Raw genomic sequence first — 16,250 nt, 5'->3', positions numbered from 1 at the left:
AGGAAGGTTAATTTTTTGATAAAGCCTTTTAAAGGCGAGGGTTTGCTAAAAAGGTGTTCCCCAAGATACGGTACTCGGTTTCAGTCCTGAAACCAGAAGGTTTCAGGGCGGGAATCTGCGGTTTACCGTAGGCTTCTCGGTACATGCCGAGCCTGCACAATAGTAGACGAACAGAAACCCTGGTATAAAATTTATCGGCTCAGGGACTTAACTAAGCTCCGGTACCCCAGGGAACAATTTAAGTATATAAGACATAATCCAATCCTTAAACCCCAAACGTAAAAAATTAAACCGTTCGCTTAGTTTTTCCGCACCTTTAACTCATCATTTACTTTATCGCATGGTTTTTGAGCTTGATCATACAATTAATTGGAGTTGCTTTTTATCGAGTGGTAGCATTACCTTAACTTGCAAAGCGAAGATTCGATTATGAACGATTTACCCGATTACGAAAAAGCTCAACTGCTTTTAGAAAAAAACGAAATATTTGTATCACCTGCCGAAGCGCATGGTGTGATTAGTGGTTTACTTGCGTGTGGTTTAACCATTGACGACAAAGAATACTTAGGCCTTTTGAGCGATGTGTTTAACGATGGTGAATCGTTTAGTAACGATTTAAAGCAGTTTTTTGGCACTATTTATAAGCAAGTAGTCGCGAGCTTTAATGATGATGAATTTCAGTTTGATTTATTTTTACCAAGCGACGACGAAACACTCATCGATCAGGCTAATGGCCTCGTATCATGGGTAGCGGGTTTTATGCTTGGTTTTGGTTTAAAGCAAAAAGACTACGGTAAACTATCGAGTGATGTTAAAGAGGTTATTACTGACTTTAGCGAAATCACTCGCCTAGATACTACTTTTGAAGAAACCGAAGAAGACAGCCAAGCGCTGCACGAAGTGATTGAATATGTGCGTGTATCAGCACTACTTTGTTTTGCAGAGCTTGGTAAAGAGCAAAGTACGCAAAGTACTAAAAAAACACTTCATTAACTTTTAAAAAGTAAAACGGGTTGGTTAATAATGGTTGAAGTACAAAAGTCAGAATTTAAAGCACGTCGCGAGCGCTTACTTGCTCAAATGGATGAAAATAGCGTTGCTATTATTCCCGCTGCGAGCGAAGTGACGCGCAGCCGCGATACCGAATATGCATTTAGACAAGATAGTGACTTTTTTTACTTAACTGGCTTTAACGAACCCGACGCCGTACTTGTACTCTGTAATAACAGCGATGCACCCAGTACTTTATTTTGCCTAGATAAAGACAAGCTTGCAGAAATTTGGCATGGCCGCAGAGTTGGCTTTGATAAAGCTAAAAGTGACTACCTGTTTGATGAAGCTTACCCGCTAAGTGAATTAAACGATAAAACACTCGATATGCTAAATGCAAAAAATGCGCTCTATTTTGCACAAGGTGCTTACCCCTCATTTGATACCAAAGTGTTTTCGTTACTAGGTACGCTTCGAAGTGGCTCTCGAAAAGGCCTCAAAGCACCGAGTAATTTAAAAGAAATACGCGGCCTTATTCACGAAATGCGTTTGTTTAAATCGCCAAGCGAGATAGATGTTATGCGAGAAGGCTGTGAAATTAGTGCGCGAGGGCACATGCGCGCTATGCGTTATTCGCATGCGGGAGCTACTGAATTTCAGCTAGAGGCAGAGCTACATCATCATTATGCAATGAACGGTGCGCCTCATCCTGCGTACGGCACAATTGTTGGTAGTGGCGACAACGCCAATATTTTACATTACACGCAAAATAGCGACGTATTAAAAAATGGTGATCTGGTACTTATAGACTCTGGGTGCGAGTTGCAAGGTTACGCCGCCGATATTACTCGTACATTTCCGGTAAATGGTCAATTTAGCGAAGAGCAAGCCGCGCTTTATAATATTGTACTTAAAGCGCAAGAAGTTGCCTTTGATGAAGTAAAACCCGGCGGGTTTATGTCGCATGCTAATAAACTAGCAATGGAAGTAATGACCCAAGGTTTACTTGATTTAGGTATTTTAACCGGCGACTTTGACGAGCTAATGGCAAAAGGTGCGTGTAAAGAATATTACATGCACGGGCTTGGGCATTGGCTTGGTTTAGATGTACATGATGTTGGCGATTACAAAGTAAATAACGCTGAGCGGGCATTTGAGCCGGGTATGGTACTCACTATAGAGCCAGGGCTTTATATAAGCGAAGACTCAAGCGCACCGCAAAAATACAAAGGCATTGGCATTCGTATCGAAGATAACTTGCTAGTTACCGAAACCGGCCATGAAAACTTGACCCTAAGCGTACCTAAAAAAATTAGCGATATAGAAGCACTTATGCAAAGTGCTAAAAACGTATAAAGCTCGGAGAGTATAGTGGCTAAGCAGTTAGATGTAGTTATTATTGGCGGTGGTTTAGCGGGAGCAAGCTGCGCATTAAGTGTGGCTAAAACTAATCCCGCGTTAAATATTGCCGTTGTAGAAGCGAATCAAGTAACCGGCGACTACCACCCAAGCTTTGACGACAGAAGCATTGCACTTGCTCAGCAATCGGTAGAGTATTTACAAAGCCTCAATTTATTTGAGCAAAATGCCCCTTACACCGCAGCAATCAAAAAAGTGAGCGTGTCTGATAGAGGCCACTTTGGCAAAGCGCACATTAATTGCGACGAATTTGCTAAGCCCTCACTTGGTTACGTAGTAGAAGTAAATCCATTTGGCCGAGCGCTCCACCTGCGTTTAACGCAGTCAAATATTATGCTTTTGTGCCCCGATAGCGTAATTGCCATTGAGCAAACTTTGCATAGCAATACACTCACCTTACAAAGCGGCGAGCAATTAAACGCCAAGCTATTGGTTATTGCTGATGGCGCACAATCACCAACACGTAGTTTACTTGGGCTTGGTTTTAATACCCAGCCTTATGAACAAGGCGCTATTATTGCTAATGTAGAAGTGGCTGGTGGGCATAATAATCATGCCTTTGAGCGTTTTACACAAAACGGGCCTATGGCGTTGTTACCCATGAGCAATAACCGTTATTCGTTAGTGTGGTGTATGCGCCAAGATCAGGTTGAACAGCACATGGCACTCAGTGAACAAGGCTTTTTAAGTGCCCTGCAAAGCGCGTTTGGTTATCGCGGTGGTCAATTTACTAAAGTGGGCATGCGCACGAGTTACCCGCTCGTTTACGGGCAAGTTGAGTCTTTAACTGCGCACCGTACAGTGGTTATTGGTAATGCTGCACATGCTATTCATCCTATTGCAGGGCAGGGTTTTAATTTAGCTCTTCGCGACGTACAAGTACTTAGTAATTTAATAGCAAATAGCCAACACGATTTAGGAAGCTATGCGTTTACTCGTGAATATTTAAAAAAACGCAGTGATGATATAAAAACCGTAATGAGTTTAACAGATGCACTTGTTAGGCTTTTTTCGAATTCATCGCGAGTGCTCGCATTGGGGCGCAGTATTGGGTTGTTTTCGATGGATTTATTTCCCGCATTAAAAGCGCCATTAGCTAAACAGTTAATGGGGCAAGTTAAACAAGGTAGGCGTTTATGAAGCAAGCACAGGTTTGTATTGTAGGTGGCGGCTGTGTAGGGCTAACACTAGCACTTGGATTGGCAAAAGCCGATATAAGCGTCGTTGTACTAGATAGCGCACCGACACAAGCGTTACCAACTGACGAATATGGTTTGCGCGTAAGTGCGTTAAGCATTGCAAGTCAAACCTTGCTTGAACAATTAAACGTATGGCCCGAAATTATCACACAGCGAGCGTGCGCTTATACACATATGGATGTACGTGATGCCGACAGCTTTGGCAAAATAGCGTTTAATAACGAGCAACTTGAGCTTGAACATTTAGGCCATATTGTTGAAAACGACATTATCCGCTACGCGCTTATAAAAGAGCTAGAGCAACAAAGCAGTGCAACACTAATGTTTGATACACAGTATCAGCAAATACATCAAAGCGAATCTGATGTATTTATAACACTTAAAAGCGGCGAGCCAATTATTGCAAAACTGCTGGTGGCGGCTGATGGTGCAAATTCAGCTATACGTAAACAATTTAATATGGCGCTTAGCTTTAAAGATTACGATCACCATGCGCTAGTCGCGACAGTTAAAACTAAAGAGCAACATGCAAACACCGCACGCCAAGTCTTTTTACCAACAGGGCCACTCGCGTTTTTACCATTGAGCGATGAGCATACTCATTCAATTGTGTGGTCTACCAGTCCCAATCATTGTGATGAATTATTAGCAATGGACGATACCGCCTTTAATAAAGCCGTAATGGCTGCAATAGATGGTCAATGTGGCCTGTGTGAAGTGCAAAGTAAGCGCACTGCTTTCCCACTTAAAATGCGCTACGCCCAGCAATGGGTTTCAGGCAAAGTGGTACTCATTGGCGACGCTGCACATACAATCCATCCACTTGCAGGGCTTGGTATGAACCTAGGCCTAAAAGATGCGGCTTATTTAATTGAGCTTTTAACAAGCGATAGTAAGGAGTTTGCAAGCACTCGTACACTGCGCGATTACGAGCGCACCCGTAAGCTCGATGCACAAAAGCACATAGCTATGATGCAAGGGCTAAAAGAGTTATTTGAAGGTGCAAACCCAGTTAAAAAACTTATTCGTGGAGTAGGGCTATCATTAGTTGATAATCTTGGGCCAATCAAGCACCTGTTCGCCAAAGAAGCGATAGGCAAATAAGTAGGTTGGGTTGAGCGAAGCGAAACCCAACAGATAAAGTAAAGTGATGAGCTTGATTAAAAAAACCGATGTTTAATTTAAACATCGGTTTTTTTTTATGAAGGTTTTAAATATATTAAAAGCTGCGCTTTTCACGCGAGCAAGCTCGGCGTCTACATGCAAAGTTTAACACTGAGCTTAATTTTACCTGTAGGCGTTTAGCTTGCTGACGCGACGAGCGTAGCTCGTAATTACTATCGTTAGTTAAAAAGCGCTTTGCGTTAAATCAGTTACAAATTCTTTTGTGCTTCATTCACCATATCTTTGAGCGCATCAATTAACAGCGGGTCTTTTTTGTTTTCTTTTGCAAGCTCGAGTGCGTGTTTCATGCTGGTAACGGCTTCTTTAAACTGTTTGTCTGCAGTGTACCCTTGCGATAAACGCATGTGAGAATAAGTTGCATTTGGGTAATGGGTAGTAAAGTGTTTAAGCGTGGTAATAGCTTTAGCTGTATTACCAAACTTTTGCTGGCTATGAGCAAACTCTACGTATACATCTTGTGGAATTTTAAGCTCAAACCCGTACTTATCACTAAGTGCTTGGTAATAACCTGTAATGAGCGATACATCAGCAAACTTTCCGTGCTCGTCAGTAACCTTAAATATTAGGTCGCTAAATAAGTGAATTAGGCTATCGCTAAGCGCTGGTAGTATGGTGCCCATATGAGTAAAAGCGGGGTAATGCTTATATTCCCATTTAAGCTGCGAGGGCGTTTGTTGTTCTAAATTTACCAAAGTATTTAATACGCCTGTATAAAAGCGCGCTCCTTCGCTTGCTACACTAATAAATAACGCCTGATCACCTTTAGGGTTTTTAGTGTATTTTATAATATTATTTTTTAATTCCTCATCACTCCACCAACTATTTGGGCTTATAGCTATATAGTTATTAAATAACTCAGGCTGATTAACTAAAGTATAAAGCGCCAAAGTACCTGCATTAGAGTGGCCAATTAAGGTGTTGTAGCCGTTAGTTGAGTAATTACTGTTTATATAAGGCATGAGTTCATCAGACACAAACTTTAAAAACTTGTCGGTTTGCCCTGCGTCAGGCCATTTGTTTTTAACAAAAGTTTGAAACTCTGTTTTAGGCTCGCCTTCTACTTTGGGTAAATAATCGCGAACACGGTTAGTTGTATCAATACCAACGAGCATTGCGTTAGGTATCTGCTCGTAATCAACAAGGGATTTAATAACACCAGACGCCGTATGAAAGTGCTCAACACCATCAAGTAAATAAATAACATAAAGCGGCTGATCGTCTTTTACAGTGTCAGGTATGAAAATTTTAATGGGTCTGTCTTCGTTAAGTATTTTTGACTGCAGAATGACTTTTTTACCAACGGTTATGTCAGTTGTATTGGTTTTTGCGTGGCTTAAAAATGGTGTACTAAAAGTAAGTATTAATACAAGCGATAGTAAGAGCTTCATAAATATCCTTATTTAATAATGTATTGCTTAATAATTGCACGGCTTTAAGCTTGAGTAAATGTTTATATTTTCGGGGTAAACATAAAGCTTAAGCAATTAAAAGCTATCGCTTTTCACGCGAGTAAGCTCGGCTTCTACAAGAGACATTGCACTCTGTGCTTAACTTTTTCGGTAGGCGAGCAGCTTGCTGACGCGATGAGCGAAGCTCGTAATAATTACCTTTTAACTCTTATCTATAAAAGCTTAAAAAACCTGCTTGCTTAATTATCCGTCTAAGCGTAAAATGCGCGCTCATTTCGGCTTTTAAACTATTAATTCCTTGCCTTAAACCGACCGGCCGAAACGGTAGAAGGCTCTATTAACCGTAAGGAATATCCATGCGTCATTACGAAATCGTATTCATGGTTCACCCAGATCAGAGTGAGCAAGTTGCTGGTATGATCGAACGTTATACTGGTTCTATCACTGAAGCTGGTGGTGTTATCCACCGTCTTGAAGATTGGGGCCGTCGTCAATTGGCTTACCCAATTAACAAGCTTCATAAAGCTCACTATGTTCTTATGAACGTTGAAGCACCAACTGAAGTAATCAGCGAGCTAGAAACTACTTTCCGCTACAACGATGCAGTGCTTCGTAACTTAGTTATCCGCACTAAAACTGCTGAAACTGAAGCGTCTCCTCTTGCAAGAGAAGAGAAGAAAGAAGCACCAGCTGCTTAATTGTTTTGAGTCCTAGCATGGCATGTAATCAGCAGTTACTATAATGGTTAGCCCATATATGAATCAGTTGGTTATATCTGGGGTAGTTTGTAAAACTCCCAAGTTTAGCCAAAGCCCTGCTGGCATCCCGCATTGCATTTTTGTTGTAGAACATAAATCGATGCAAACCGAAGCAGACCTTAACCGTAATAGTTACGTGAGGCTTCAGGTAGTTGCCAGTGGAAAGCAAATGCAACAACAGACTCAACATTTGCACGTTGGGCAGGCATTGCAAGTGAGTGGTTTTTTAAATCGCCACGAAGGTCGTAACGGCCTTAGCCAATTGGTTTTGCATGCTCAGCATATAGAAAGAATTATTTGAGGAATTAATCTCATGGCACGTTATTTCAGACGTCGTAAGTTCTGCCGCTTTAAAGCGGAAGGCGTAAAACAAATCGATTACAAAGATCTAGCTACTCTTAGAAACTATGTTACAGAAAGTGGCAAAATCGTACCTAGCCGTATCACAGGTACTAGCGCTAAATTTCAGCGCCAGCTAGCAACTGCTATTAAGCGTGCTCGCTACTTAGCCCTTCTTCCATACACTGACTTACATAAGTAAGCAGCGGATTAACAGTTTTTAAAAGGTGTAGAAACATGCAAGTTATTCTACTAGATAAGATCGCTAACCTAGGTAGCCTAGGTGAACAGGTTGTAGTTAAATCTGGTTTCGCACGTAACTTCCTTTTCCCTCAAGGTAAGGCAGTTCCTGCGACTAAAGCTAACATTGAAACGTTTGACGCTCGTCGTGCAGAACTTGAAGCGAAAATCGCTGAACAGTTAGTTGCTGCACAAGCACGCGCTGAAAAACTAGAAGCATTAGCAGAAGTTACATTAGTATCTAAAGCTGGTGACGAAGGTAAGTTATTCGGTTCAATCGGTACTCGTGACATCGCTGACGCTATCTCAGCTGTTGGTGTTGAAGTTGCTAAGTCAGAAGTTCGTTTGCCTCTAGGTACTATCCGTGAGACAGGTGAATTTGACGTATCAATTTCAGTTCACTCAGACGTAACGGCTACTATTAAAGTAATCGTAATCGCTGAAGCTTAATTTTTAATTAAGCGACAAAAGCCGTGCTATTAGCACGGCTTTTTTGTGTCTGTAATTTGGCTAATTTTAATTAGTTAAGGGCACTGTTAAATACAACCTCGTATAAGCCCCTTTTTTATTCAATTATTTTTTCATTCCCTTTAAACCTTTTCGAACTGTTATTACGTCTAACTTATCAATACACTAACTCAATAATAATAATTAAAAGGCGACATCACGGATGTTACACGTTAAACCCGAACAAACGCCTTTATGCGAAGCTAAGCTCATTGAGCGTGTTAAATCAGGTGATCAAAGCGCATACACAACGCTTTATGAGTTACATATAAAACGAGTCTACGGTTTATGTTTACGCTTATTAGCGGACCAAGCGCATGCTGAAGATGCAGCCCAAGAAGTGTTTGTACAGGTATGGCGTAAAATAGCGCAATTTGACGGTCGCTCGCAGTTTTCTACTTGGCTTTACAGCGTTACCAGTAATGTTGCGATTAACTACTTACGCAAGCAAAAAAATTGGCTGCAAAAAGTAGTGAGCATTGAACACTGCGGTATGGATGAGCAATCAGCTAATGACTGCAAAGGCTTAAATGGTCTCGATAAATTAATAGTAAGGCTTCCTGAGCGCGCACGTATGGTGTTTGTGTTATTTGCAATCGAAGGTTACAGGCACGAGGAAATAGCCGAGCAATTAGGTATGGCTGTTGGTTCAAGTAAATCGCAATATCATCGTGCTAGGCAGCTACTACAAGAGTGGTATGAAAATGAATAAACCAAATTTTGACGACTATTTAAATGAGTCATTAAACACGCTTGATAAAGACATTACGCCACAAAAAGACCTGTGGGCGGGAATTGAGCGAGCAATGGTTAGTAATAAGCAGGACCTAAAAGGCACTGCTATTTGGCCAAAACTAACAGCAATAGCTGCCTGCACATTAGCTGCTTTAATTGCTGTAAATCTATTTGTTATAGCGCCCGAGCCACAACCCGTAGTGGCTATAAGTGATTACTTTTCGGCGCAAAAAAACAGTTTGTTGGTTGAATATGAAAATAAAGAAGCATTGACCACTAACTGGCAAACGCAGCTACAAGAGCTTGAAAACGCAGAGCAAGCAATAAAGCAAGTTCTTGAAAATGAGCCACAAAACCAAGCGCTACTAACAATGTTAGCGCAAGTATATCAACAACAACTTGATTTAATTAACAAGGTGCACGCGCCACGTTGGCAGCACATTTAGGAGTACGACATGAAAGCGATTTTATTAGGACTGAGCTTATTTCCGTTGGCGGTATTAGCGGGTGAAAAAATAGATAAGCAAATAGACGTACCAAGTGGCGGCACTATTTTTATTGAAAACCAACGCGGTGATATACATATTACAGGCTGGGATAAAAACGAATTTAAAGTATCTGGCGAGCTTGATGACAAAGCCGAGGGTTATGAGCTTAAAATAAATGGCGATAAAACTCAGTTTATTGTAAAAATGCCACGTAAATCAAATTGGAGTAATAATGGCGATGGCTCAAGCCTAACCATATTTATGCCTAAAAGCAGTAGTTTAGAGTTTGCTGGAGTTAATGTATCGGTGACTGCGAAAGAGCTAAAAAATGGCGCTGAAGTTGACGTGGTTAATGGCGAAATTACGGTAGATGATATTACTGGCAACATTAAGCTCACCACCGTAAATGGTGATGTAAATGCAGAAAACCTAAGTGGTAATATTCAATTTGAAACCGTAAATGGCGAAATTAACGATAGAGAATCAAGTGGTGAACTACGTTTTAGCGCTGTTAATGGCGATATTAAATCAACCTCAAGCGCCAATGATGTGCGCCTTGAAAATGTAAATGGCGATATAGATTTTACGCTATCGTCAATTAAAAACTTACGTATTAACACGGTGAATGGCGAAGCCGAAGTACATATTAAAGAGCTTTTAAAAGGCGGTGATATACGTTTTGAATCGGTAAGTGGCGATGGTGATTTTTACTTTCCTGACAGCATATCTGCAAATTTTGAAATTAAAGCGCACGCTAATGGAAAAATCATTAATAAAGTTACTAGCGATAAAGTCAGTAAAGCTAAATACGGCCCAGCCAGTGATTTAGAATTTAGCATTAATGGCGGTAATGCTAATGTTGAAATGGATACAATTAGTGGACGCATAGAGCTTCGTATTAAATAACGCTCATTCACCTTCACGATTACAAAAAGCAGGAAAAGATTTCCTGCTTTTCTATTTGCACAGCCCCTTCAAGTCGATAGAATAGAGCCATTCAATTTTACTACTGTGAAGTTATGGCCAAACCAGATAAGCAAGTCGATACACTTAAAGTTCCTCCCCATTCAATAGAAGCTGAACAATCTGTTTTAGGTGGCTTAATGCTTGATAACCAAGCTTTTGACCGCGTAGCGGAGCTTGTTGTATCACAGGATTTTTATACCCGCACGCACAAGTTAATTTTTGAGGCGATGACGGCACTTGCTGAGATTGGCGATCCGATAGATTTAATCACTATTTCTGAAAGTTTAGAAAAAAATAATAAACTGGCAGGAATTGGTGGCTTTGCATATTTAGCAGAAATAGCTAAAAACACGCCAAGTGCTGCTAACATTGACGCTTACGCAAGTATTGTACGCGAACGTGCTGTTGTACGTGAAATGATTGGCGTAGCGAACGAAATTGCAGAAGCGGGTTTTAACACCGAAGGGCGTACCAGTCACGACTTACTCGATTTTGCCGAAAGCAAAGTGTTTAAAATAGCTGAGCAACGAACAAAAAATAATGAAGGCCCGCAAAGCATTCATAGCATCCTTGAAAAAACCGTTGATAAAATAGAAGAGCTTTATCAATCACCACAAGATGGTGTTACGGGTGTAAGTACAGGTTATGCCGATCTTGATAAAATGACGACGGGCTTACAGCCTTCTGACTTAATTATTGTTGCAGCGCGTCCATCAATGGGTAAAACCACTTTTGCGATGAACCTTGCAGAACATGCTGCAATGACTCAAGACAAACCAGTATTAATTTACTCTCTAGAGATGCCTTCAGAACAAATTATGATGAGGATGTTAGCGTCTCTTGGCCGTATTAACCAAACTAAGGTACGTACTGGTCAATTAGATGATGACGATTGGGCACGACTTTCATCAACAATGGGCTTGTTGATGGAAAAAGGTAAAATGTACGTTGATGATGCATCGGGCTTAACACCTACCGATGTGCGTTCACGTGCAAGGCGTATAGCCCGCGACCACGGTGGCATTAGTATGATCATGGTCGATTACTTGCAGTTAATGCGTGTACCAAGCCTTGCTGATAACCGAACGCTCGAAATTGCTGAAATTTCACGTTCACTTAAAGCACTAGCAAAAGAGCTAAAATGTCCGGTTGTTGCGCTTTCGCAGCTTAACCGTACGCTAGAGCAACGTGCCGATAAACGTCCTATTAACTCAGATTTACGTGAGTCGGGGTCGATAGAGCAGGATGCCGATTTAATCATGTTTATTTACCGTGATGAAGTTTATAACGAAGACAGTACTGACAAAGGTATTGCCGAAATTATCATAGGTAAACAACGTAACGGCCCAATTGGTAAAGTGCGTTTAACATTCCAAGGTCAATTTTCTCGCTTTGATAATTACGCGGGACCAGCGGTAGATGACGATTACTAATGCGCTTAGCCACTGCTGAAATTAATTTAGCTGCACTTGCGCATAATTTAGCGCAAGTTAAATGCTTTGCACCTAACAGCAAAGTAATGGCGGTGCTAAAAGCAAATGCTTACGGGCATGGTTTAGTAACGATTGCGCAGCATTTAAATAATGCTGACGCATTTGCTGTGGCGCGTATAGATGAAGGGCTTGCCCTTCGAGCTGGGGGCTTAACAAAGCCAATAGTTTTACTAGAAGGCTTTTTTAACAAAGCCGACTTACCTATTTTACTCGCTAATAACTTTCAAACTATTATTCATGATGAATACCAATTAGCCGCGCTTGAAAAAGCAAAGCTTGATGCGCCAATAACATGCTGGTTAAAAGTAAATACAGGTATGCATCGACTAGGTATTGCACCAGAGCAGTTTGAAGAGTTTTATAACCGCTTACAAAAAACACCTAACGCCAAAAATACCGTTAATTTAATGACCCACTTTTCGTGTGCTGATGATGTTGATAATGCCAAAACGGTTCAACAAATCACGTTATTTGATAACTTAGTGAATGGCATTGACCAAGCACATTGTTTATCAAATTCTGCTGGTATTATCGCGTGGCCGAGCGGCCATGGTGATTGGGTGCGCCCTGGGCTTATGCTATATGGCGTATCGCCAATGGCAAATAGTATTGGGCAACAACATAAATTAAAACCAGTTATGCGCTTAACTACGCGCGTAATTGCGGTGCGTAATGTACCAGCCAATGAGGCGGTAGGGTATGGCGGACGTTGGAAAAGCGATAAACCAACCAAATTAGCCGTTGTGGCTATGGGTTATGGCGATGGTTATCCTCGGCATGCTAAAGAGGGCACACCAGTAATAATTGGTAAGCAGCGTTATGGTATTGTTGGCAGTGTTGCTATGGATATGATTAGCGTAGATATAGGCGCTAATGAGCACAATATTAAAGTGGGCGACAGAGTCACTATGTGGGGCCCTGAGCTACCAGTTGAAGAAATAGCATTATGCGCTGATACTATCCCTTACGAGCTATTATGTAATATTACACCGCGCGTAAGTTATGAGTATCAGCGTTAATACAGCTATAAAGCGGTATTTACTCTTTTATAAAGTAAACGTCGCTAAAGCCCATACGGGCAAATTCTTGGTCGCGAAAGTTACGAACAGAAGCAGACCCTTTTGAGGTCATTTCTATTTGCTGTACCATGCTTAAGTAATTTGTTAAATCAATACCTTCGGCGGCAGCAATTGCTTGATACATGTCGTGGTATTTATCTTTAGCGAAATTAATCTCGCGCGGTTCGTTTTTATATTTGTAGGTTATTCTACGTGCCATATTAAGCTCATTTCAATTGAGTGTTGCAGCGATTTTACACTGTATTTAATAACGGCTCTAGCATTGAATGACTTGTTGTAATCGGTAATTAAAATAAAGAGTCAAAAATGAAATTATCAGTAGAGATCAGTAAATACCCACTTCACCAAGATTATATCCCGTTTATTCAGGGCTTTATTGACAGATTAAACGAATACGATGATTTAAAAGTGATTACTAACACGTTATCAACGCAAATTTTTGGTGATTACGATTTAGTAATGCAGGTGTTAAATACCGAAATTAAACGTTCATATGAAGAATTTGGTAAAGCTATTTTTGTATGTAAGTTTCTCTCTGGCGACTTATCGCCTGAATAATCTATAATACCAACCTGCATAAATCTTTGATCAATTTAACGAATTAAATTGCACTATAACGTCGTTAAAAATTTTTTATTTAGAACAACTAGATACAAAAATTTTTGCCTAGTTCTAGCGTAATTTTCTTAACGTTAAATAGACCCCGTACATAAGCAGACTGGTATAACAATCGGCACAACTAAACGGTAACTGCATAATATGGACTTTTTAACACAAACCTTAAGTGGTTTTACAGCAATGTCGCATTGGGAATATATTGCGGTAGGGTTGTCGATGGCTTATTTATTATTAGCAATAAAAGAAAGCTTATGGTGTTGGCCAGCGGCATTTTTTAGCACGCTCATTTATACAATAATGTACTGGAATGGCGCATTACTTATGGAGTCGTTACTTAATTTTTATTATATGTACATGGCTGTATTTGGCTGGGTTGTATGGCGTAAAGGCAAAGCTGCAAATTTAAATATTACATCGTGGTCGATAAACCGTCATGCTGTTTTAATTAGTTTAACAACCGTAGCTGCAATAGTTATTGGTTACGTTATGCAAAACTATACTCATGCCGATTTTGCTTATCTTGATAGTTTTACAACGTGTTTTGCCGTAGTAACTACTTACTTAGTGGCTAAAAAAGTCCTCGAAAACTGGCTGTACTGGATTGTAATAGATGCCGCTTCTATGTATTTATATTATGAAAAAGGCTATTACCCAACGCTAGCACTCTTTATATTTTATACCATAATGGCAGCGTGGGGCTTTAAAACTTGGTACGAAGAGTACGAACAAAGCCAAGCTAAGCCTCTAGCACAGCTTTAATCAATGATTGAGCATACTAAGTTAGTAAAAATGTGTAGTGCGCTTATAGAGCCTACAAGCATTGTTTCAAGCGAGCGATTACTTAATGGCTTTAGTAACGATAACTTTTTAATACGTACCGAGCAAAAAGGGTATTTGTTAAAGTGTTATAAAAGCCATTGGCCAAGTGACGGCCTTGAAGCGCAGCGCTTTTTAAGTGACTTTAATATATGTCCTGTGCCTATTTGGCTTGATAAAGAAAATGGTCGTGCGGTATTTAATTATATTGAAGGCAAGAGCGCGCAATCGGATATAACGCTTAGCTTTATTAATAAACTTGCTCAAGTGCACAATTACAAAGTGTCTACCGCGCCAATGGATATAGCTAAAGAGCTTCATTTTTATCAAAGCACCGACGTATATACGCAATATAAACCTCAAATAGAGAAGGCACTCAAAGCCGTTGCAGCTATGTCATTTAATGCAGGCTTTTGTCATAACGACTTAGTAAAAGACAACATTATTGTAAATGCTTCAGGCATGTATTTAATTGACTTTGAATATGCACAAACTAATGATGTGTATTTTGATTTGGCAGCCCTTGCAGTGAGCTTTAATCTTAATGAGAGCAGTGAAAGTGCATTGTTAAATAACTATAAAAATAGTATCGATAAAACAAAAACGTTTAATCCTTCAATGGATAAGCTGAATTACTATAAGCTGTTTTTTTTAGTGTTATGTATTGGCTGGTATGAAGAGCGCAGCATAACTAGTAAATCTGTAATGTTACGCGCGCAGCTAACTAAACTCGTTAATAATACTTTTTTATAGATGTTAAAGACCACCAAAGCGCTCGGCGAGCTCTTTGTATTTTGTTACTTCGGCTGTATCAAATTGTGGTTCACCATTTTCATCTTCTGATTTAGCAATTAATAAACTTTCTCTAGAGAGACGTTTTACACGCTCTACTTTTACACCTAAAAACTCAGCAACTTGCTCAGTAGACATTAAACTCATCATTATTTCCTCGTATTAAATCCATCCGCACAGCGACAATCATAGTTTCAATGTTACTAAACCGTTACTGTTTCCTATTCAATAAGAATAAATAGCGTGTTTTTAAGCCATTGTGAAGTGTTTTATTTAAAAGAGTTTAATTAATAAGCATATAAGCTGATGTTACTGGTATTTATTTAAAGATCTCTTTATCATTGCTGATGCTAAAGCACTGATATCGCGAGTTGGTGTGGCGGCAACAAATGTGCTCTCGTGGTGAAATGGATATCACGTGGCCCTCCGGAGGCTGAGTTGTAGGTTCGATCCCTACCGAGAGCGCCATTTGCTTTTACATCTACTAATATTCCCCTCTATATTATCTAGCTTCTCACTAATTACTTTTGTATTTAAAAATGTATTACTGCATAAATTTTGAAATTTTATTGTAAGAACAGCTTTCTAGTTATTTATACAATGCAAAATTGCATTATTCAAAATGTTATCTAACGTTATGTATGCATATACGACGAAATTATAAATGAGGAAAACCGATTCAATGTTAAATAGTCAGTTAGAAATACTCGCTCAAGGACATGCTTATCTTGAAAGTGTAACTAAAGAGGATTATTCGCAAATCGTTGCTCCTAATTTCATTAGTTCAGCTGGGTCACATATGCGCCACATTATCGATCATTACCAATCTTTAATGACGGGCTTTGGTATAAATAATATTGATTACGATAGTCGCCTACGCGGCAGTAATATTGAAAGTAACCCCTGCGAAGCTATAAAAAAAATTGCCGAGATAGCATCGTGGATTGAACAGCTAAGTACAGATGATTTTAATAAACCGCTGTTACTTTCAAGCGAAGTATCAATTAAAAGTAAAAATGTACAAACTGTAACAACCTCATTAGCACGAGAGCTTATATTTGTAGGAAGCCATGCAGTACATCACTATGCGATGATTTCACAAATTACCTTTGCACAAAAAGCATCATTCGACCAGAACTTTGGGTTAGCACCAAGTACAGCCACTTTTTTGAGAGAAAAAAGCCAACAAAGCCAATTAAAATCACTGCAAAGTTAAT

The 16,250-nt window shown here is 39.9% G+C and carries 20 protein-coding genes, 1 tRNA gene and 1 other RNA gene; 18 read left to right on the top strand and 4 right to left on the bottom strand.

What is annotated here, in order from left to right; all coding sequences use genetic code 11:
* Positions 1-53 precede the first annotated feature (53 nt).
* Positions 54-236, bottom strand: a non-coding RNA gene (ssrS, locus tag GQR45_RS09725) — 6S RNA.
* A 193-nt stretch (positions 237-429) separates the two neighbouring features.
* Here ssrS and GQR45_RS09720 point away from each other — a divergent pair.
* From GQR45_RS09720 to GQR45_RS09705, 4 genes are read left to right on the top strand one after another with little or no spacing between them, the layout of a single operon-like run.
* On the top strand, positions 430-993 hold the full coding sequence (locus tag GQR45_RS09720; RefSeq protein WP_007587323.1) for a UPF0149 family protein: 564 nt from the start codon (positions 430-432) through the stop codon (positions 991-993).
* A gap of 30 nt (positions 994-1,023) precedes the next feature.
* The gene (gene pepP / locus GQR45_RS09715; protein ID WP_165725776.1) at positions 1,024-2,346 is read left to right on the top strand and encodes a Xaa-Pro aminopeptidase; all 1,323 of its coding nucleotides are present in this window, start codon (positions 1,024-1,026) and stop codon (positions 2,344-2,346) included.
* A 15-nt stretch (positions 2,347-2,361) separates the two neighbouring features.
* Positions 2,362-3,549, top strand: coding sequence for a 2-octaprenyl-6-methoxyphenyl hydroxylase (gene ubiH, locus GQR45_RS09710; protein ID WP_165725775.1), 1,188 nt, complete (start codon positions 2,362-2,364; stop codon positions 3,547-3,549).
* Positions 3,546-4,712, top strand: coding sequence for an FAD-dependent monooxygenase (locus GQR45_RS09705; RefSeq protein WP_165725774.1), 1,167 nt, complete (start codon positions 3,546-3,548; stop codon positions 4,710-4,712). Before ubiH ends, GQR45_RS09705 begins: the two co-directional genes overlap by 4 nt.
* Positions 4,713-4,981: 269 nt before the next feature.
* On the opposite strand, the gene GQR45_RS09700 is transcribed toward GQR45_RS09705, so the two are convergent.
* Positions 4,982-6,181 carry an alpha/beta hydrolase-fold protein gene (locus GQR45_RS09700; protein ID WP_165725773.1) on the bottom strand — a complete coding sequence of 400 codons (1,200 nt, stop codon included), beginning with the start codon at positions 6,179-6,181 and terminating at the stop codon, positions 4,982-4,984.
* A 377-nt stretch (positions 6,182-6,558) separates the two neighbouring features.
* On the opposite strand from GQR45_RS09700, the gene rpsF reads away from it, so the two are divergent.
* The 9 genes from rpsF (at position 6,559) to alr (ending at position 12,747) form a co-directional block, all read left to right on the top strand.
* Positions 6,559-6,900, top strand: a complete 342-nt coding sequence (rpsF, locus tag GQR45_RS09695; protein ID WP_007378473.1) for a 30S ribosomal protein S6 — start codon at positions 6,559-6,561, stop codon at positions 6,898-6,900.
* Positions 6,901-6,943: 43 nt separating this feature from the next.
* Positions 6,944-7,261 (top strand): primosomal replication protein N, encoded by a 318-nt coding sequence (priB, locus tag GQR45_RS09690; RefSeq protein WP_004588456.1) that lies wholly within the window; start codon positions 6,944-6,946, stop codon positions 7,259-7,261.
* Positions 7,262-7,273: 12 nt separating this feature from the next.
* A complete protein-coding gene (rpsR, locus tag GQR45_RS09685) occupies positions 7,274-7,501 on the top strand; it encodes a 30S ribosomal protein S18 (RefSeq protein ID WP_007378475.1) in 228 nt (75 codons plus the stop codon).
* Between the two features lie 35 nt (positions 7,502-7,536).
* A complete protein-coding gene (gene rplI, locus GQR45_RS09680; RefSeq protein WP_002962755.1) occupies positions 7,537-7,989 on the top strand; it encodes a 50S ribosomal protein L9 in 453 nt (150 codons plus the stop codon).
* Positions 7,990-8,209: 220 nt separating this feature from the next.
* Complete coding sequence (locus GQR45_RS09675) at positions 8,210-8,758, top strand: sigma-70 family RNA polymerase sigma factor (RefSeq protein ID WP_165725772.1); 549 nt, start codon at positions 8,210-8,212, stop codon at positions 8,756-8,758.
* Complete coding sequence (locus GQR45_RS09670) at positions 8,745-9,227, top strand: hypothetical protein (protein WP_024589707.1); 483 nt, start codon at positions 8,745-8,747, stop codon at positions 9,225-9,227. The genes GQR45_RS09675 and GQR45_RS09670 overlap by 14 nt, the downstream gene beginning before the upstream one ends.
* A 9-nt stretch (positions 9,228-9,236) precedes the next feature.
* On the top strand, positions 9,237-10,175 hold the full coding sequence (locus GQR45_RS09665; protein WP_165725771.1) for a DUF4097 family beta strand repeat-containing protein: 939 nt from the start codon (positions 9,237-9,239) through the stop codon (positions 10,173-10,175).
* A gap of 113 nt (positions 10,176-10,288) precedes the next feature.
* Positions 10,289-11,668, top strand: a complete 1,380-nt coding sequence (gene dnaB, locus GQR45_RS09660) for a replicative DNA helicase (RefSeq protein ID WP_007587308.1) — start codon at positions 10,289-10,291, stop codon at positions 11,666-11,668.
* Positions 11,668-12,747 (top strand): alanine racemase, encoded by a 1,080-nt coding sequence (gene alr / locus GQR45_RS09655; protein ID WP_007587306.1) that lies wholly within the window; start codon positions 11,668-11,670, stop codon positions 12,745-12,747. Before dnaB ends, alr begins: the two co-directional genes overlap by 1 nt.
* 19 nt (positions 12,748-12,766) lie before the next feature.
* On the opposite strand, the gene GQR45_RS09650 is transcribed toward alr, so the two are convergent.
* On the bottom strand, positions 12,767-13,006 hold the full coding sequence (locus GQR45_RS09650) for a DUF2960 domain-containing protein (protein WP_007587305.1): 240 nt from the start codon (positions 13,004-13,006) through the stop codon (positions 12,767-12,769).
* Positions 13,007-13,113: 107 nt separating this feature from the next.
* Here GQR45_RS09650 and GQR45_RS09645 point away from each other — a divergent pair, with 107 nt between their 5' ends.
* From GQR45_RS09645 to GQR45_RS09635, 3 genes are all read left to right on the top strand, one after another.
* On the top strand, positions 13,114-13,365 hold the full coding sequence (locus GQR45_RS09645; RefSeq protein ID WP_007587304.1) for a hypothetical protein: 252 nt from the start codon (positions 13,114-13,116) through the stop codon (positions 13,363-13,365).
* Positions 13,366-13,566: 201 nt separating this feature from the next.
* Positions 13,567-14,184, top strand: coding sequence for a nicotinamide riboside transporter PnuC (gene pnuC, locus GQR45_RS09640; protein ID WP_007587303.1), 618 nt, complete (start codon positions 13,567-13,569; stop codon positions 14,182-14,184).
* A gap of 3 nt (positions 14,185-14,187) precedes the next feature.
* Positions 14,188-14,994, top strand: coding sequence for a phosphotransferase (locus GQR45_RS09635; protein WP_165725770.1), 807 nt, complete (start codon positions 14,188-14,190; stop codon positions 14,992-14,994).
* A gap of 3 nt (positions 14,995-14,997) precedes the next feature.
* Here GQR45_RS09635 and GQR45_RS09630 read toward each other — a convergent pair whose 3' ends face one another.
* Positions 14,998-15,180, bottom strand: a complete 183-nt coding sequence (locus GQR45_RS09630; RefSeq protein WP_007587299.1) for a hypothetical protein — start codon at positions 15,178-15,180, stop codon at positions 14,998-15,000.
* 246 nt (positions 15,181-15,426) lie between these two features.
* Between GQR45_RS09630 and GQR45_RS09625 the strand changes: the two genes are divergently transcribed.
* Positions 15,427-15,501 (top strand) — tRNA-Arg (locus GQR45_RS09625).
* 196 nt (positions 15,502-15,697) lie between these two features.
* Positions 15,698-16,249: a hypothetical protein gene (locus GQR45_RS09620; RefSeq protein WP_231620110.1), complete on the top strand. Its 552-nt coding sequence runs from the start codon at positions 15,698-15,700 to the stop codon at positions 16,247-16,249.
* Position 16,250: the final 1 nt, after the last annotated feature.

Origin of the sequence: Pseudoalteromonas sp. SA25 (assembly GCF_011378705.1) — a bacterium.
GTDB classification, from domain to species: domain Bacteria; phylum Pseudomonadota; class Gammaproteobacteria; order Enterobacterales; family Alteromonadaceae; genus Pseudoalteromonas; species Pseudoalteromonas arctica.
This window is presented reverse-complemented; position numbering and strand designations above follow the sequence as displayed.

Excerpts from the sequence above, each read along its gene's own strand:
- GQR45_RS09720 (WP_007587323.1), top strand. The coding sequence starts at position 430 with ATGAACGATTTACCCGATTACGAAAAAGCTCAACTGCTTTTAGAAAAA.
- pepP (WP_165725776.1), top strand. The coding sequence starts at position 1,024 with ATGGTTGAAGTACAAAAGTCAGAATTTAAAGCACGTCGCGAGCGCTTA.
- GQR45_RS09705 (WP_165725774.1), top strand. The coding sequence starts at position 3,546 with ATGAAGCAAGCACAGGTTTGTATTGTAGGTGGCGGCTGTGTAGGGCTA.
- GQR45_RS09700 (WP_165725773.1), bottom strand. The coding sequence starts at position 6,181 with ATGAAGCTCTTACTATCGCTTGTATTAATACTTACTTTTAGTACACCA.
- rpsF (WP_007378473.1), top strand. The coding sequence starts at position 6,559 with ATGCGTCATTACGAAATCGTATTCATGGTTCACCCAGATCAGAGTGAG.
- priB (WP_004588456.1), top strand. The coding sequence starts at position 6,944 with ATGGTTAGCCCATATATGAATCAGTTGGTTATATCTGGGGTAGTTTGT.
- rpsR (WP_007378475.1), top strand. The coding sequence starts at position 7,274 with ATGGCACGTTATTTCAGACGTCGTAAGTTCTGCCGCTTTAAAGCGGAA.
- rplI (WP_002962755.1), top strand. The coding sequence starts at position 7,537 with ATGCAAGTTATTCTACTAGATAAGATCGCTAACCTAGGTAGCCTAGGT.
- GQR45_RS09675 (WP_165725772.1), top strand. The coding sequence starts at position 8,210 with ATGTTACACGTTAAACCCGAACAAACGCCTTTATGCGAAGCTAAGCTC.
- GQR45_RS09670 (WP_024589707.1), top strand. The coding sequence starts at position 8,745 with ATGAAAATGAATAAACCAAATTTTGACGACTATTTAAATGAGTCATTA.
- GQR45_RS09665 (WP_165725771.1), top strand. The coding sequence starts at position 9,237 with ATGAAAGCGATTTTATTAGGACTGAGCTTATTTCCGTTGGCGGTATTA.
- dnaB (WP_007587308.1), top strand. The coding sequence starts at position 10,289 with ATGGCCAAACCAGATAAGCAAGTCGATACACTTAAAGTTCCTCCCCAT.
- alr (WP_007587306.1), top strand. The coding sequence starts at position 11,668 with ATGCGCTTAGCCACTGCTGAAATTAATTTAGCTGCACTTGCGCATAAT.
- GQR45_RS09650 (WP_007587305.1), bottom strand. The coding sequence starts at position 13,006 with ATGGCACGTAGAATAACCTACAAATATAAAAACGAACCGCGCGAGATT.
- GQR45_RS09645 (WP_007587304.1), top strand. The coding sequence starts at position 13,114 with ATGAAATTATCAGTAGAGATCAGTAAATACCCACTTCACCAAGATTAT.
- pnuC (WP_007587303.1), top strand. The coding sequence starts at position 13,567 with ATGGACTTTTTAACACAAACCTTAAGTGGTTTTACAGCAATGTCGCAT.
- GQR45_RS09635 (WP_165725770.1), top strand. The coding sequence starts at position 14,188 with ATGATTGAGCATACTAAGTTAGTAAAAATGTGTAGTGCGCTTATAGAG.
- GQR45_RS09630 (WP_007587299.1), bottom strand. The coding sequence starts at position 15,180 with ATGAGTTTAATGTCTACTGAGCAAGTTGCTGAGTTTTTAGGTGTAAAA.
- GQR45_RS09620 (WP_231620110.1), top strand. The coding sequence starts at position 15,698 with ATGAGGAAAACCGATTCAATGTTAAATAGTCAGTTAGAAATACTCGCT.